The 14,221-nt window shown below is 51.1% G+C and carries 16 protein-coding genes; 3 read left to right on the top strand and 13 right to left on the bottom strand.

Translation table 11 applies throughout. From position 1 onward, the window contains the following. Positions 1-54 precede the first annotated feature (54 nt). The 11 genes from B3K89_RS05890 to B3K89_RS05840 all read right to left on the bottom strand — a co-directional run bounded on the left by B3K89_RS05890 (position 55) and on the right by B3K89_RS05840 (position 9,300). Entirely contained in the window at positions 55-1,350 is a 1,296-nt protein-coding gene (locus B3K89_RS05890) for a glucose-1-phosphate adenylyltransferase (protein ID WP_293894483.1), read from the bottom strand. Between the two features lie 2 nt (positions 1,351-1,352). Continuing rightward, a complete protein-coding gene (locus tag B3K89_RS05885) occupies positions 1,353-2,807 on the bottom strand; it encodes a glycogen/starch synthase (RefSeq protein ID WP_345907178.1) in 1,455 nt (484 codons plus the stop codon). A 72-nt stretch (positions 2,808-2,879) separates the two neighbouring features. Further along, positions 2,880-3,818 carry a thioredoxin-disulfide reductase gene (trxB, locus tag B3K89_RS05880; protein ID WP_293894477.1) on the bottom strand — a complete coding sequence of 313 codons (939 nt, stop codon included), beginning with the start codon at positions 3,816-3,818 and terminating at the stop codon, positions 2,880-2,882. After that, positions 3,811-4,512, bottom strand: coding sequence for a tRNA (adenosine(37)-N6)-threonylcarbamoyltransferase complex dimerization subunit type 1 TsaB (gene tsaB / locus B3K89_RS05875; RefSeq protein WP_293894474.1), 702 nt, complete (start codon positions 4,510-4,512; stop codon positions 3,811-3,813). Before tsaB ends, trxB begins: the two co-directional genes overlap by 8 nt. Then, positions 4,509-4,928 (bottom strand): tRNA (adenosine(37)-N6)-threonylcarbamoyltransferase complex ATPase subunit type 1 TsaE, encoded by a 420-nt coding sequence (gene tsaE / locus B3K89_RS05870; protein WP_345907177.1) that lies wholly within the window; start codon positions 4,926-4,928, stop codon positions 4,509-4,511. Before tsaE ends, tsaB begins: the two co-directional genes overlap by 4 nt. Next, positions 4,928-6,184, bottom strand: a complete 1,257-nt coding sequence (locus B3K89_RS05865; RefSeq protein ID WP_293894468.1) for a tetratricopeptide repeat protein — start codon at positions 6,182-6,184, stop codon at positions 4,928-4,930. The genes tsaE and B3K89_RS05865 overlap by 1 nt, the downstream gene beginning before the upstream one ends. 348 nt (positions 6,185-6,532) lie before the next feature. Next, positions 6,533-6,889 carry a hypothetical protein gene (locus B3K89_RS05860; RefSeq protein WP_293894465.1) on the bottom strand — a complete coding sequence of 119 codons (357 nt, stop codon included), beginning with the start codon at positions 6,887-6,889 and terminating at the stop codon, positions 6,533-6,535. Between the two features lie 37 nt (positions 6,890-6,926). Next, complete coding sequence (rplT, locus tag B3K89_RS05855) at positions 6,927-7,286, bottom strand: 50S ribosomal protein L20 (RefSeq protein ID WP_293894462.1); 360 nt, start codon at positions 7,284-7,286, stop codon at positions 6,927-6,929. A gap of 12 nt (positions 7,287-7,298) precedes the next feature. Further along, positions 7,299-7,496 (bottom strand): 50S ribosomal protein L35, encoded by a 198-nt coding sequence (gene rpmI / locus B3K89_RS05850; protein WP_287993969.1) that lies wholly within the window; start codon positions 7,494-7,496, stop codon positions 7,299-7,301. A gap of 84 nt (positions 7,497-7,580) precedes the next feature. Continuing rightward, complete coding sequence (gene infC / locus B3K89_RS05845) at positions 7,581-8,132, bottom strand: translation initiation factor IF-3 (protein ID WP_293894456.1); 552 nt, start codon at positions 8,130-8,132, stop codon at positions 7,581-7,583. A gap of 175 nt (positions 8,133-8,307) precedes the next feature. Then, positions 8,308-9,300 carry a class II fructose-bisphosphate aldolase gene (locus B3K89_RS05840; protein WP_293894453.1) on the bottom strand — a complete coding sequence of 331 codons (993 nt, stop codon included), beginning with the start codon at positions 9,298-9,300 and terminating at the stop codon, positions 8,308-8,310. A 122-nt stretch (positions 9,301-9,422) separates the two neighbouring features. Between B3K89_RS05840 and B3K89_RS05835 the strand changes: the two genes are divergently transcribed. Further along, positions 9,423-10,226 carry a hypothetical protein gene (locus B3K89_RS05835; protein ID WP_293894450.1) on the top strand — a complete coding sequence of 268 codons (804 nt, stop codon included), beginning with the start codon at positions 9,423-9,425 and terminating at the stop codon, positions 10,224-10,226. On the opposite strand, the gene B3K89_RS05830 is transcribed toward B3K89_RS05835, so the two are convergent. Next, on the bottom strand, positions 10,192-10,971 hold the full coding sequence (locus tag B3K89_RS05830; RefSeq protein ID WP_293894447.1) for a TatD family hydrolase: 780 nt from the start codon (positions 10,969-10,971) through the stop codon (positions 10,192-10,194). The two genes, B3K89_RS05835 and B3K89_RS05830, sit on opposite strands and share 35 nt — an antisense overlap. A 104-nt stretch (positions 10,972-11,075) precedes the next feature. Between B3K89_RS05830 and B3K89_RS05825 the strand changes: the two genes are divergently transcribed. Together B3K89_RS05825 and B3K89_RS05820 are read left to right on the top strand one after the other, a co-directional pair. Then, positions 11,076-11,570 (top strand): flavodoxin family protein, encoded by a 495-nt coding sequence (locus B3K89_RS05825; protein ID WP_293894444.1) that lies wholly within the window; start codon positions 11,076-11,078, stop codon positions 11,568-11,570. 14 nt (positions 11,571-11,584) lie between these two features. Further along, positions 11,585-13,405 carry an FAD-dependent oxidoreductase gene (locus B3K89_RS05820; protein ID WP_293894441.1) on the top strand — a complete coding sequence of 607 codons (1,821 nt, stop codon included), beginning with the start codon at positions 11,585-11,587 and terminating at the stop codon, positions 13,403-13,405. Here the strand turns inward: B3K89_RS05820 and B3K89_RS05815 are convergent. Beyond that, positions 13,399-14,193 (bottom strand): hypothetical protein, encoded by a 795-nt coding sequence (locus B3K89_RS05815; protein ID WP_345907176.1) that lies wholly within the window; start codon positions 14,191-14,193, stop codon positions 13,399-13,401. The two genes, B3K89_RS05820 and B3K89_RS05815, sit on opposite strands and share 7 nt — an antisense overlap. Positions 14,194-14,221: the final 28 nt, after the last annotated feature.

The raw sequence follows: 14,221 nt of genomic DNA, 5'->3' as shown, positions 1-14,221 counted from the left end.
CATAAAAAAACAGCGGAAGAATTGAGTTCTTCCGCTGTCTGGAACGTATTGCATCTACATTACAGTCCCATTCTTGATAACTGCATTCTTGTTGATGACAATGATGCCGTCATGGATGGAGTACATGGCGAAATCTCCTTCTTGTCGAGGAATATCGTCTATGCCGATTCTGCATCCATCACCGATGCGTGCATTCTGGTCGATGATCGCCTTGCGGATGATGGTGCCTCTTCCGATGCCGATGTTGGGTATTCCCTTCTTGGCATTGGCAGCTTTCTCGGCTTCGGTCTCATAGTAGGACGCACCCATGCAGTATACACCGTCCAGGGAGGCTCCTGATTCAATGATGGTACGGACGCCGATGATGGAGTTGACGATGTATGCATTGGTGATGATCGAGCCTTCACTGGTCAGCGAGCTGGAAATGTTGCAGAAGTTCACCTTGGTTGCCGGCAGGTGGCGGCGGTGGGTGTAAATCGGCATCATCTCGTTGTAGAAGTTGAATTGAGGGTTGATGGAGGCCAAGTCAAGGTTTGTCTCGTAGAAGGCCTTGATGGTTCCGATGTCCTCCCAGAAACCGTCAAAGAGAAAGGTGGCCACTTTTCGATGCTTGATTACATCGGGGATGATCTCCTTGCCGAAATCAGTTTTGTCGTTGTTCAGTACCTCTTCCAACGACTTCGCATTGAAGATGTAGATACCCATGCTCGCAAGGTATTCATTGCTTGCATCGACATGCTTTCCGAGCGAAGCATGCATGAAAGAGTCTGCAACCTTGTACTCGCTGATATCCAGGTCGATAGCCGGCTTTTCATAGAATTTTGTGATCATGCCATCATTGTCGCAGCCGATGATGCCGAGTCCCGTAGCCTGTTCACGGCTGATCGGCTTGGCGGCGATGGTCAATTCAGCTCCGCTGCTGATATGCCTGTCCAGCATTTCCTTGAGGTCCATGCGATAGAGCTGATCACCGCTGAGGATGATGTAGTAGTCTGCATTCTGGTCATGGAAGTGCCTCATATTCTTTCGAACCGCATCAGCAGTTCCCTGATACCAGGTGTCGGTTTGGTTGGTCTGCTCGGCAGCCAGAATCTCAACAAATCCATTGCTGAACGTGTCGAAGATGTAGGTGTTGGAAATATGGTTGTGCAGTGAAGCGGAGTTGAACTGCGTCAGGATATAAATCTGCCTGATACCGCTGTTGATGCAGTTCGAGATGGGAATATCCACCAATCGATACTTTCCAGCGAAAGGTACGGCAGGTTTGGCGCGGTCCATGGTAAGCGGATACAATCGAGTACCCTTGCCACCGCCTAGTACTATAGCGATTGATTTTTCTTTCGTGCGCATTCTTAGTTCCCCCTTATGCTGGATTCATATAGTGAACGATACAATCGGGCAGACCGTTCCCAGGTACTGTCCCAATGCATACATCGAATCCTGACAGCTTGCATGGTTTTCTTTCCTTTGTTCCACCATTGAAGTGCTCGTTCCACCGCTTCAAGTATACCACGGCCTGTCATGGAGTCAAAGAGGATTCCTGTTCCGGTCTCTGGGTTCTCATCCAAGTCGAGGATGCTGTCAGCCAATCCTCCGGTTCTTCGGGCGACAGGCAGTGTTCCGTAACGGAGGCTGTAAAGCTGATTGAGACCGCATGGCTCATACCGGCTGGGCATGAGGAAAAAGTCAGACCCGGCTTCGAGCAGATGAGCCGCCCTGTTGCTGAACAGGATGTTGACGGAGAGATTGGAGTATCTCTGCCCGATTTCAACAAGTTTCTTCTCCAGGGTATGGTCGCCGGTTCCCACGATGATCATCTGCATCGTGTGTGCTTGAAGCATCTGTTCCAGCGCACAGGGAGACCCCTCAAGCAATTCGACAAAGCCCTTCTGCTCAGCCAAGCGGCTGATTATACAAAAGAGCGGTACACCATCATTCACTTCAAGGCCGAACTCGGCTTGCACTTGAGCCTTGGTCAGGGCCTTTCCCTCTTGGTGGCTTGCGCTGAAGTGGTGATTGATGAAACGGTCGGTTTGCGGGTTCCACTCTTCGTAATCGATGCCGTTGATGATGCCCGTCAAATCCTGGGACCGCTCGGCGAGCAATGCTTCCAAATTGCAACCATACTCCTTGCTCTGGATTTCCTTTGCATAGGTCGGACTTACGGTGGTGAGTTTGTCGGCGAACACCAAGCCGGTCTTCAACATGTTGGTCCGCTTATTCGTAGCATGGCCGCTGAACATGGCTTTGTCGGGAGCTATGTCGCATCCAAGCAGTTCGAGACGAGAGAACTCACCTTGATAGGCGAGGTTGTGAATGGTCATCATGCTTTTGGTTCCGCGGTAAAACTGGTCCTTGCCGGTTTTGAGAAGATACGGAAGGAACCCGCAGGTCCAGTCATGGCAGTGCATGATGTCCACCTTCCAAGCAAGCTCCTTGCACAAGAAAAGTGCCGCCTTGTTCAAAAGGGTATAGCGTCTGAGATTATCGGCATAGGGAGTAAACGACGTATCCCCATAAATCCCTTTTCGTCCGGTAAAGTAAGGATGACGCAGAAAATAGTACGTAACCCCGTTGAGGATGGTTTGGCAGAAACCGACCTGTTCTTCACAACCGAGCAATGAAATCGAGCCGGCGATTGGTACATCCTCAAAGGTTGAAGCATCCACACTTCCATAGAGCGGGAGCACAACCCTGACATCCTCGCCTAAGGAAGCGAGGGCGGCCGAGAGTGCACCAACCACGTCTGCAAGCCCTCCTGATTTGGAAAAGGGTACAGATTCACTGGAAACCATGCATATGTTCATGGCTCAATTAGAACACTAACGACCAGCCATCGTCAAGGAGATTTGTGTGATATATGAGAGGCAGCCCGCTATTTAGCGGTATGCTCTTCCTTCAAGTTCATCGATGTATTCGCTTGCACAATGAGCGGCGATGGCACCATCGCTGGCAGCTGTCACCAACTGTCTGAACACTGTAGTGCGTACATCTCCGGCAGCGTACAGGCCGGCCAGCTTCGTTTCCATCCTCTCGTTGGTGATGACATACCCGCTTTCATCGAGGACACTCTTGTCCAGCATCTCGGTCTGGGGAAGCATGCCGACGAAGATGAATACTGCATCAAACTCCCGCTCGTACTCAACATCGTTGGCAAGATCCTTGAGGACGACCGAGGTAACCTTGTTGCCGTCACCCTTGATGAGGCTGACGGTATGCTGCATGACCAGTTCGATGTTCTTGTTCCTGGAAACCTGTGCCACCAGATTGTCCTGGGCTCTGAAGCGTTCCTTTCGATGCACGATGGTAATGTGCTCGCTGAGCTTTGAGAGGTAGAGAGCATCGGTAAGAGCGGTATCACCGCCTCCGACGACCAGGATTTTCTTGCCCTTAAAGAAAGGTCCGTCACAGGTGCCGCAGTAACTGACTCCCTTGCCGTTGTACTTCTCCTCGCCCTCGACTCCAAGGTGGCGGTGCTTCGCTCCCGTTGCAAAAATAACAGCCTTTGCCTGATAGGTTTCCCCGTCGGCGGTTTCTGCAAGGAAGGTGTCTCCTTCCTTGGACAACTTGGTGACAGTTGCATAGACAAGTTTTGCCCCGAAGGCCTCAGCCTGGGCATGGAATTTCATTCCCATTTCATATCCACTGATGGGTTGATCGAACCCTGGATAGTTTTCAATCATGTCGATGTACATGGTCTGCCCACCGGGGGCGATCGACTCGAGCATTGTTACAGAACGACCAGCACGTGCTGCGTATTGGGCTGCGGACATGCCCGCAACCCCTGATCCGACGATCAGGATATCTTGTTCAATCATGTGTTTCCTCCAGAGAACTGATTGTTTCTTGCAATGCGATTTCTGCATCGCTCTTTCTCACATAAACAGGGCCTGTGTCCGGCTCATCAGCTCCCCATTGTTCAAATTTCCGCTTGCCCAGCGTACAGAGCACCAGAGAAAGATTGAGTTGGGAGCTCTCATCGACGGCATAGTGTTTGGAGAGCTTGGATGCAAGCAAGGGGGCATCGCCACCAAGCAGGAGGGTGTCGGGATAGGGTGCAAGCAGGCGTTCTATCTGCAAGGGATCAAGGTCGAGATCAGGCGTCAGTCTTTCGCCGGCTTGGAACAAGGCAGTGTAGAATCGCTTTTTCTTTGCATCGATGACCGCAAGGCTTGTATGGGGATACGAGCTGTTGCAGGCTTGGTACGCTTCCAAGGTCGGAATCGTAACCATGGGGATGCCGGTGGCAAGACTGATGCCTTTCAGGGTGCTCATGGCGATTCTCAAACCGGTGAATGAACCGGGACCACTGGTGCACACCAGCAGGTCGAGCTCCTTCAGCTTGACAGAGTTGCGTTGACACACCTCGAGCATGGACGGAACCAGCATCTCTGAGTGTTGGTTTGCACTTGTCACCACTCTTGCTTCAAAGAAAGGCTTTTTGCCCTCTTCAAAGCGTGCAAAGCAAACGTGCATGACCTCGGTTGAAGTGTCGCAGGAAAGGATGTTCATATGTCGGCCCCTTGCAGGGTGATCACTCGGTCTTCATTGGGCATAATATCAATATCGACAAAAAGTGTCGTATCGGGAAGCATCTCGGCAATCTTTTCACTCCATTCAACTATCGCGACCCCGTTGCTGTACAGCATTTCTTCACCGCCGATCATTTCGAACTCTTCGGCCGAACCTATCCGATACAAATCCATATGATAGAGCGGCAACGTTCCTTCGTACTGCTGAATCAGGGTGAAGGTGGGACTTACAATCGGTTCGGTGATGCCCAAGGCCCGTGCAAGGCCTTTGACAAGAACTGTTTTTCCCGCTCCCAGGCTCCCCCGAAGCGATATAACCGTTCCGCTCTTGCACTGCTTGCCCAAGCGATACCCGAACGATAGCGTCTCCTCTTCACTATGGCTGATGTATGTCATCAGAGTGAGTCCTCGATGTCATACACCGTCTCCAGGTCGTCGGTTTCTTCTTTGCCTTGGATGAAGAAGGGCTTTTCTTGCTTGGTCTGCCGTACTACATCCTCGGTATCGACAAATTCCTGAACGATGGGGGAGGCGAGCGTATCACCGCTGGCTTGCTCGTAATCCTTCATCAACTGGATGATCAAGGGGTCGTTGGGATCGATGGCACGGGCGATTTCCAGATATTCACGGGCTTCATCCCACATCCGGTCTTTCAAATAGAGGTATGCCAAGTTCGATATGAGGGTGATGTTCTGGCTGTCCAAATCCACTGCAGTATTGAGATAGTCCTTTGCTAGCTCGGGTTTTCCGGTCTCCAAGCTGCAGATGGCCAATTCGTTATAGATGTCGCTTGTCCCCTTGCTGTTTGCAAGAGCGGCGAGCAGAGCCTCTTCTGCCTTTCGGTAGTTGCCCATTCTCCTGAGCGCCCAGCCCTTGAGGAACCAAGCGTTCCAAACCTTTGGATTGTCTGCAAGGAAGGAGTCCAGAAGGGCGACAGCCTCTGGTTCCTTGTTCATCTGGATGGCATCGTAGGAGCGCATCAACGTCTGGTCATCGTTGAGTTTGGCGTCGATGTCGTCCACGATCTTTTGTACATGGGCCTTTTTCCCATCCTCGTCGGCAATGGCCAGATATCGGTCGAGATACTCCTTGGCAATCTCTACATTTCCTTGATATAGATGGAAAAAACCTAATTCACTGAGCAGAGGGGCGTCCTCGCCGACCACATCCAGCCCTTCCTTGAGGGTTTCCAGGGCCTTTTGCTGATAAAGGTCGTATTGAACTCCTTTCGCAGTATCCTCGGCTGCTTTTCGGCTGTACAGGGTTGCCAGGTTTATGTATGTCGCGCTTTGCGGTGCAAGATGGCACACAGTAAGAAACAACTCTTCTGCAAATGGAAAGTTCTGTTTCTGCTCTTGGGCAATAGCTGCAATATTGAGTTCTTGGACGGCATCAGGCTGCAGGGCAAGCACAAATTCACGGTAATACGGTGCGTGTACATGGTCGTTCTGATAGGCAAGGATCTTGAGCATGCCTGCGACGATCAGCTCAACACTGATATCCTTTGCCGGATCGAAATCACGGCTTCCCTCAGGGCGTTGCACCGGGATCTCAATCGAACTGTCGACATGAAAATTGTTGATATCCCGCTCCATGGAAGCAGGAAGTTTGATGAAGAGAATGTTCTTCAAGGCATTGTGTGTTTCTGGCATGGATGAATGGTTCCTGTATGCAAGATAAAACCTGCGGTGCCGTACCCGGAGAATGCTCTTGAACCTGTGGTTCAAGGGGGAAACTAGTTGCGCTGAAAATTCTGTTCCATTTAACCCCGAAGGAGTTGGATCAATGCAAATCAGCTATACCGCTACCCATTTGTGTAAGTTGAGCCAAGAGACTGTGGCTCCAGGCGCACACCGCAGGAAACTTGTCAAATATCGAGGCAGTTGACTGCCGTACTTCTATCGTACAATAAGAAAGAGCTTTGGGAAAGGGGGTTCGGAAAAAGAAAACGGGACCTTGCGGCCCCGTTCACGGACAGTGTCCAGACTGATTGCTTCAGCTCAAAGAGTGGGAGAATCCTCCAAGAGTGCATCCAGGTCGACTTCCTCATCAGAGAAAGCATTTCCACTGGAGAATCCCTCGGCGGCTTCCAAATCAAGTGCTGCGTCATCGAAAAGTTGAACGTCATCCAGCCCTTCGATAGCGGAAAGATTTTCCATGGCATTGGCAATGCTTTCTTCGAGAAGCTTGTTGCTGGAAGTGAAACTTTCAACATACTCCTCAAGTTCAGCGTTGTGTGCATGTACCAAATCAAACTTTTCTTGAAGTTCGGCTTTCTCCTTGCGGAGCATTGCGATCAATCCTGCTGCCTTCTTGGTTCGCAGTTCGAGCATTTTTACGGTATCAACAACTGACATGGTTCCTCCTTCAAACGTCTAGACGAGTTACCTTGGCTTATTTGCCCAAGGTATCCTTTACCTGAGCAACGAGAGCGGAGAAAGTGGCCTGGTCTTCAATAGCCATATTGGAGAGGGCCTTTCTGTTGATCTCGATGTTGGCAAGCTTCATGCCATGCATGAACTGAGAGTAGTTGAGACCCTCTGCCTGCACAGCTGCGCTGATTCTTGCAATCCAGAGCCTGCGGAAATCCCGCTTGCGCTCTTTACGACCGCGATATGCGTACTGGCCAGCCTTGGCAACTGCATCTTTTGCAACGCGGTTGTTCGTGCTTCTGCGGCCATAATAGCCTTTTGCCAGTTCAAGAATCTTCTTCCTTCTGTCCTTACGTTTCGTTCCGTCAACTGCTCTTGGCATCGCCCACCCCCCTTATGCGTACGGAAGCATGGATTTGGCTCTCTTTGCTTCCATATCTTCGAGGATTCCAGAAGCACGGAGGTTTCCCTTGCGCTTGCTGCTCTTCTTGGTGAGAATGTGGCGAAGACCCTGCTTCTTATAGCGGACCTTGCCGGTTCCAGTGACGCGGAACCGCTTTGCAGCGGACCTTCTTGTTTTCATCTTGGGCATTGTAGTGCACCTTCCTACTTGCGCTCACAAGGAACAAGATCCCCTTGGAGCAGCATATTCAACATCCCATGCGGGATACTGTTGCTAATTGTCTTTCTTGGCGGAGACAGGACCCGTTTTGGCAGGACTGATGATCATACTCATCATCTTGCCTTCCATCAAGGCATCTCGGTCAAGATTGAAGCCTACACCATTTTCAGTGAGCTGGGCAAGTATCTTGTCCAAAACCACCTTGCCGAGTTCTGTGTGGGCCAGCTCGCGGCCACGGAAGCGGATGCTTACCTTGACCTTGTTTCCTTCAGCGAGGAATTCACCGATGAATTTGGACTTTGTCTCAAGATCATGCTTCTCGATCTTGGGCTGCATCCGGATTTCCTTCATTTTGATGACACTCTGGTTCTTCTTGGCATCCCTGAGCCGCTTTTCCTGCTCATACCGGTATTTTCCGAAGTCGAGAATCTTGCAAACGGGAGGGTTTGCGTTGGGGGATACTTCCACCAAATCCAATCCTACACTCTCTGCAAGCATGACGGCGTCATACACGCTCATGATGCCTTTCTGATTTCCATCTGCATCAATGACGAACACTTCTCTTGCACGGATCTGTCTATTGATCCTCAAATCCTTCGTAGCCAATCGATCTCCTTGTGTTTTCGGTGAAAACCACTGTGTGTGAGCTTTTCCCGGCCTAAAAGGCCGACGGTACACAATATAACACATGCATTAAGGGCGTGTCAAAGTACCTGCCCTTGTACCAATGAAAAAAGGCCGTGGAAACTACTTCCAACGGCCTTTGCGCTACAACGGTCGATTACGCCTGATTGGCAGACCCCAGGACGTTGATGTTCTTGTGCATGTACATCTTCTTCAGCTCGTCACGGGCCGGTCCGAGGTACTTGCGGGGGTCGAATTCACCGGGTTTCTCTGCAAGCACCTTGCGGATGATTGCAGTCATGGCAAGTCTGCCGTCGCTGTCGATGTTGATCTTGCATACGGCACTCTTGGCTGCCCTGCGAAGCTGTTCCTCGGGAATGCCTACGCTGTCCTTGAGCTTGCCGCCGTACTGCAAAATCATATTCACATATTCTACAGGGACGGAGGAAGAGCCGTGCAACACGATGGGGAAGCCGGGCAGACGTTTCTCGATTTCCTCAAGAATGTCGAAGCGAAGCGGAGGCGGAATGAGAATGCCTTCTGCATTGCGGGTGCACTGCGAAGGTACGAACTTGTTCGCACCATGGCTGGTTCCAATGGAGATGGCCAGCGAATCAACACCGGTGCGGGAGACGAAGTCGACGACTTCCTCGGGCTTGGTGTAGTGGCTCACGGCGCTGCTGACTTCATCCTCGATGCCGGCCAAAACGCCGAGTTCCCCTTCAACGGTGACATCGTGGGCATGGGCATATTCAACGACTCTCTTGGTCAGTGCAACGTTCTCCTCATAGGGAAAGTGGGATCCATCAATCATCACGGAGCTGAATCCGTTGTCAATGCACTCTTTGCAGGTTTCAAAGCTGTCACCGTGGTCGAGGTGCAGGACGATGGGAATTTCGTATCCGAGTTCCTTGGCATACTCACCGGCACCACGGGCCATGTTTCTCAGCAGATTGATGTTGGCGTAGTCGCGTGCTCCCTTCGAGACCTGAAGAATAACGGGACTCTTGGTGGCGACGCATGCCTGGATGATAGCCTGCAGCTGTTCCATATTGTTGAAATTATAGGCAGGAATGGCATAACCGCCCTTGACTGCTTTTGCAAACATGTCTCTGGTATTCACCAGACCGAGTTCCTTATAGGATATCATAGGTTGCTCCTTGTTCGATGGAAAGTTCAATTCAGTACAAATGTATCCAAACTGTGGGAACTGGTCAACCTGTATACATCTGTTTCTTGACTGCAGAAGACCGGACTGCTACATTCAAGGGAATGAAACCCTTTGTTCTGTTGCCTTTCCTTCTAGCCATATTGCTTTGTGCAACACCTCTTGTGGTTGTTTTGCAGCTTCCCGCACTCTGGTTTCTCACTGATGCAACGTACAGGGCGAATGTGTATTCCTTTCAGCAGCCCGGCCTCTCTCTCTGCATGCTTGCAAACGGGTACCGGCTTCGCACGCTCACTGTGAAAGCGGATGTTGACTATCAAACACTGGCCATGGTGTTGGAGGGAAAGGAAGGGTATGTGGTATGCTCTCCGCCCATAACCCAGGCACTGCACGGTTTGGAGAGGGTGGGTGAAGAGGCCGTCTTTGTCGGCATGGGTCAGGCAAGCCAAAAAGCGCCTTTGTTCGACTGTATGATACTCACGCAGGCGGATGAGCGTATTTGGCAGGAAGTCGTCGACGGCAGGAAGAGTGAAGTCCTCTATATCCGCAGCTCCGATGCGCAATACTTGCCCAAGGAATTTCCAACAGACTTGATAGTGACGAAACAAGAATCAGAGAACGACGTGCAATTTGCCCGACGGATAGAGCAGATGCTGCAAGCCAACCCCATCATACACCTCTATGCACCGAGGCTTGGAGCGTGGGCGTTGCCATTATTGGGAAAAGACACGCTTCTTTGGACGGTCGAAGCTTCCTATAGGAGTGTGATACCTCCCTCAAACCTGTATGGGGTGGTTGCAGAGGACCTAAGCCGGGCCTTCACGCAATTGCTTGAATCCGAAAGAACCGACATCATTGCCGTGAAACGGTTGTTCACTGGTCGAGAAATGCATGGAAGTTGGCTCTGACCTGCAAAACCATTGCTTCAAGTGAAATACTCCTCAACTGCGCCGCGCATGCATAGATATGGTGCATAAAGAGCGGTGTATTGGCCTTCCCCCGCACCGGATTGGGGCTGAGATAGGGGCTGTCCGTCTCCAAAAGGATGTGCTCGATCGGTAGGCTTGCAAACAGGTCCTGCATGCCCTTGTTCGCCTTGTACGTCAAAGGTCCGGCAAAGGAGAGATAAAACCCCTGCTCGATTGCCAGACGGGCAAGCTCTCCACCTCCTTGATAGCAGTGAAAGATGCCCCGCTTTGCAAAGGTGGTACGCCCAAGAAGCGAGATGAATTGGGAATCGGCTTCCCGGTTGTGAAAAATTACGGGTTTGCCGAGCCTGTTGGCAAGTTCGATTTGTCGAGCAAGCAGGTACTCCTGGTTCTCAACCGTGCCATACTTGTGATAGTTGTCCAGCCCAATTTCCCCTATCGCCACCACCTCATTCTTCAAAAGCTGGTTCTCCAATACCGCAAGCTGCTCATCAAGTGAGTCTTGCGCCCCCCACGGCCCGATCCCTGCACTGAGCTTTATGAAGGGGTAGGGCTCGAGCATGGCTGTTCTTTCAGCCAGGTCGTCGCAGTCCAGCCCTATCTCGATACCTTCCATGGAAAGCTCTTGCATGGCAGCAAGAATCGATTCGACGTCTATGCCTTTTCTCTGCATGGAACGAAGGTGAAAATGGGAGTCTATGAGATGGGGAATCATGGTTTGCATGCACCCGTTATATCCGCTTCACTGTATTGTTGCAAGTCCGGCATTCCCTGATGGATGGCTTGAAGCGGGCGTGATACACTCAAATACATGACTGGAGGCGTTGCATGGAGCGCATTCTTATGTACTATTCACTTGAGGGACATACCCGGTTTATAGCCGAACAGTTGGAGCAGCTGTTGCATTGCGATGTGTATGCATTGCAACCCCGCAACCACTATCCCACCAAGGGCTTTGCAAAGTATTTCGTTGCCGGCAGGGATGCTGTTTTTCATCGGCGGCTTGCATTCAAGGAACCACTTCCTGACTTGAGCAAGTATGATGTCGTGTTGCTTGCCACCCCGGTTTGGGCTGGAGGCGTGAGCGCTCCGATGTATTCATATCTGAAACAAGCCTCGTTTACGCAAAAGGATCTGTATCTCATCGCCGATTGCAGTGGTGGAGATGTTTCCAAGTGCTTTTCCACCATGAAGAAAATCAAGACCGATGGCCATGTGCGGGGTGAGATTTCCTTTGTGAATCCATCAAAGGATACCTTGGAGCAGGATGCAAGGCGATTGAAAGATTTTTGTGCTGCTGTATTGGCGAATGAGTCGTATTGATCAAGGGGGGTGTGATGCATTTTGATGTACTGGTGATCGGAGCAGGTCTGAGCGGACTGAGTGCGGCCTCTTTATTGGCAAAACGTGGTTTGAACGTCGCCACTATCGATAAAGCATATTGTCCGGGTGGAAGTTGCGGCGCCTTCAAACGCGGGGATGCAATCTTTGACCAAGGCTCGTCCATGCTCTTCGGCTGGGGGGAGAAGGGCTTCAATGCCCATCGGTTCCTCTTCAATTGTCTTGAGGAGAGCATCACCATGATCCAGCATGAATTGCTCTATTGTGTCCATTACGATGGCAGAAAAGTGAGATTTTTCCCCGACATCTCCCGATTTATCGACGAAGTCGCCGCCCTGTTTCCCGGCCAACGGGAGAGCCTTGTGCGTTTTTATGCGGACATGGGTAAGCTGTACGAGCATGTCATGGTGGAGAATCCCTCCTACACCACCCCTGACGAAGTGGACAAGAAGGCAGCTCTCAAATCCCTGCTGCACCATCCTCTTTCCTATATCCGGTTTCTCTCTTATTTGAATATCAGCGCTGAGGCGCTGCTTTCCAAGTATTTTACCGATAAGGCGATTTTCAACTTCTTTGACAAGCTTACCTCCACTTACTGCTATGTGACAGTAGAGGAAAGTCCGGCGATTCTTGCATCGGTGATGTTCGTCGACAACCATGTCGGGGGCAGCTACTATCCTGCGGGATCAACACTCTTTTTGACCGGAGCGTTGGAAAAAGTGATAGAAGAACATGGCTCGACAATGATGGCGGAGCGTGAGGTAGTCTCGATACTCTTCAACCAAGGAAAACCCGGCGGGGTGCTGCTTGATGATGGAACGGTGCATACAGCTGACCAAATCATCTACAGCGGTACTGTCTGGAACCTCTACGGGAAGTTGTTGCCGCACAATGAAACCACCGAACAGCAGCGAAGCTGGGCGCAGAAGCAGGAACCGACTTATCCAAGTGTAGTTTTGTATACACTGGTCGATAAAGATGTTGTTGATGAGCTGACGCTGGCAGTTGAGATGTTGGTCGGCCGACCCGATGCCTTGGATGAACAAGAGGTTACAGCCTACATCCCCAGCGTCGATGACAGGACCATCTGCGCAGATGATGAGCATATCATCCTTGCCATCGGACCTTCGTTCGGGTCATGGGATGCGCTTGACCAGAAGGCATACCAGCAAAGGAAAAAGCAAGAAATTGAGCGGCTGCTTGCAGTGCTTGAAAAACGGTTTCCTTCAATCAGGGAGCACCTCAGGCATGCAGAGCTTGCAAGTCCGAGAACCATCCAGCGATTTACGCTGAAGAACGGAGGAGCGGTGGCAGGACCCAAGCAAAAGCTGGGCAACCACATGTTCAAGCGTCAGCACATCAGAACAGATTGGGATACCCTGTTCTGCTGCGGCGAGTCAACGATAATGGGCACCGGAACGCCCACTGTCACGACCAGCGGCATCGCTGCTGCGAATGCAGTACTCTCCAAACGCGGTCTTAAACCGTTTGTTTATGACAGTTCAAGGAAAGAGTACGTCCATCTGATACAAGCTCCCTTCACCTGTGAGCAGTTGTATGCTTCAGTTGAGCCTGAACAGCGTGCAATAATGCAAGAAGCAAGGCGCTGCCAGTTGTGCGAGCATCCTACCTGCAGTCATCAAACCGACTTGGATGTTCGGGGAATTATGAGACGGGTGTCGGTAGGCAACTTTGTCGGTGCGAAGAGAAAGCTTACAGAATCCTCGGTTCAAAACCCAAGCATTCTGGAGCCGAACTGCATCCGAGAAGAGAAGGTGGCGATAGGGAAGGTGTGTGAGTATCTGAAGGGTCACTGAACCGGCTCGACCGTCATGATGCGATCCAAGCCGTAGAAGTCGGTATCATCACCTTGAGCTTCGACCATGATGAGGCAGCCGATGTCATCCTGCATGGTGGTATAGGAAGAAGCGTTTGCACCTTCGATGAGTGTTTTCTCATCAAAATTCAATGGATTGATCCGATACCATGTCCAAGATCCAATTGCATCGGGCAGGACGGAATTGAGAGAAAAATCAGTTGCACTCACATAGTCTCTGATTTCCACCTCCACCTCGATGCCGTGTCCGGCGAGCGGTGCACTCACCCCGGTAAGCTGCATTGCAGTATTCCGCGACCAGCGTTGTAAATAACCTCCTTGTGGGGCATGGCGGGCATACATGGTATTGGTGTGGTTCCCATCATAGGGCCCGCCTTGAATTCTTAGTCGAAAGTACAGGCTTTCTGTAAGCGCGACGTCGATGCCGATGGCATCCTGCGTTGTGACCGTGAGCACTTGTCCCTGGCGCAGGAAGTCCTGAAAGGTGACTCCATCCGTTGAGCACTCAATGGTATAGGAATCGGCCTGCAATGAGGAAAGCGGCTTGAAATAAATAGTTGCATTCGATTCCGTGGTGTACTGGGTATGCATCAAAAACATTGAGTTTGCTGGATTTGGCGCTCCATCGGGGAAAATTTGGGAATCATCTCCAGTCAATGGAGGAGACTCCATCTGGTCGGGACCGGCTTCGAGTTCGCATGAACCAAACCATCCACAACACACTACTGCGAGAAACACCAAAGCGAGTGACACGGGTGTACTTCTCATATGCCGACCTTATGCAAAAACACATGAT

This window comes from Sphaerochaeta sp. UBA5849 (genome assembly GCA_002432715.1).
Taxonomy (GTDB): domain Bacteria; phylum Spirochaetota; class Spirochaetia; order Sphaerochaetales; family Sphaerochaetaceae; genus Sphaerochaeta.
The sequence above is the reverse complement of the archived record's forward strand: the minus strand, read 5'-3'. Positions and strand labels throughout refer to the sequence as shown.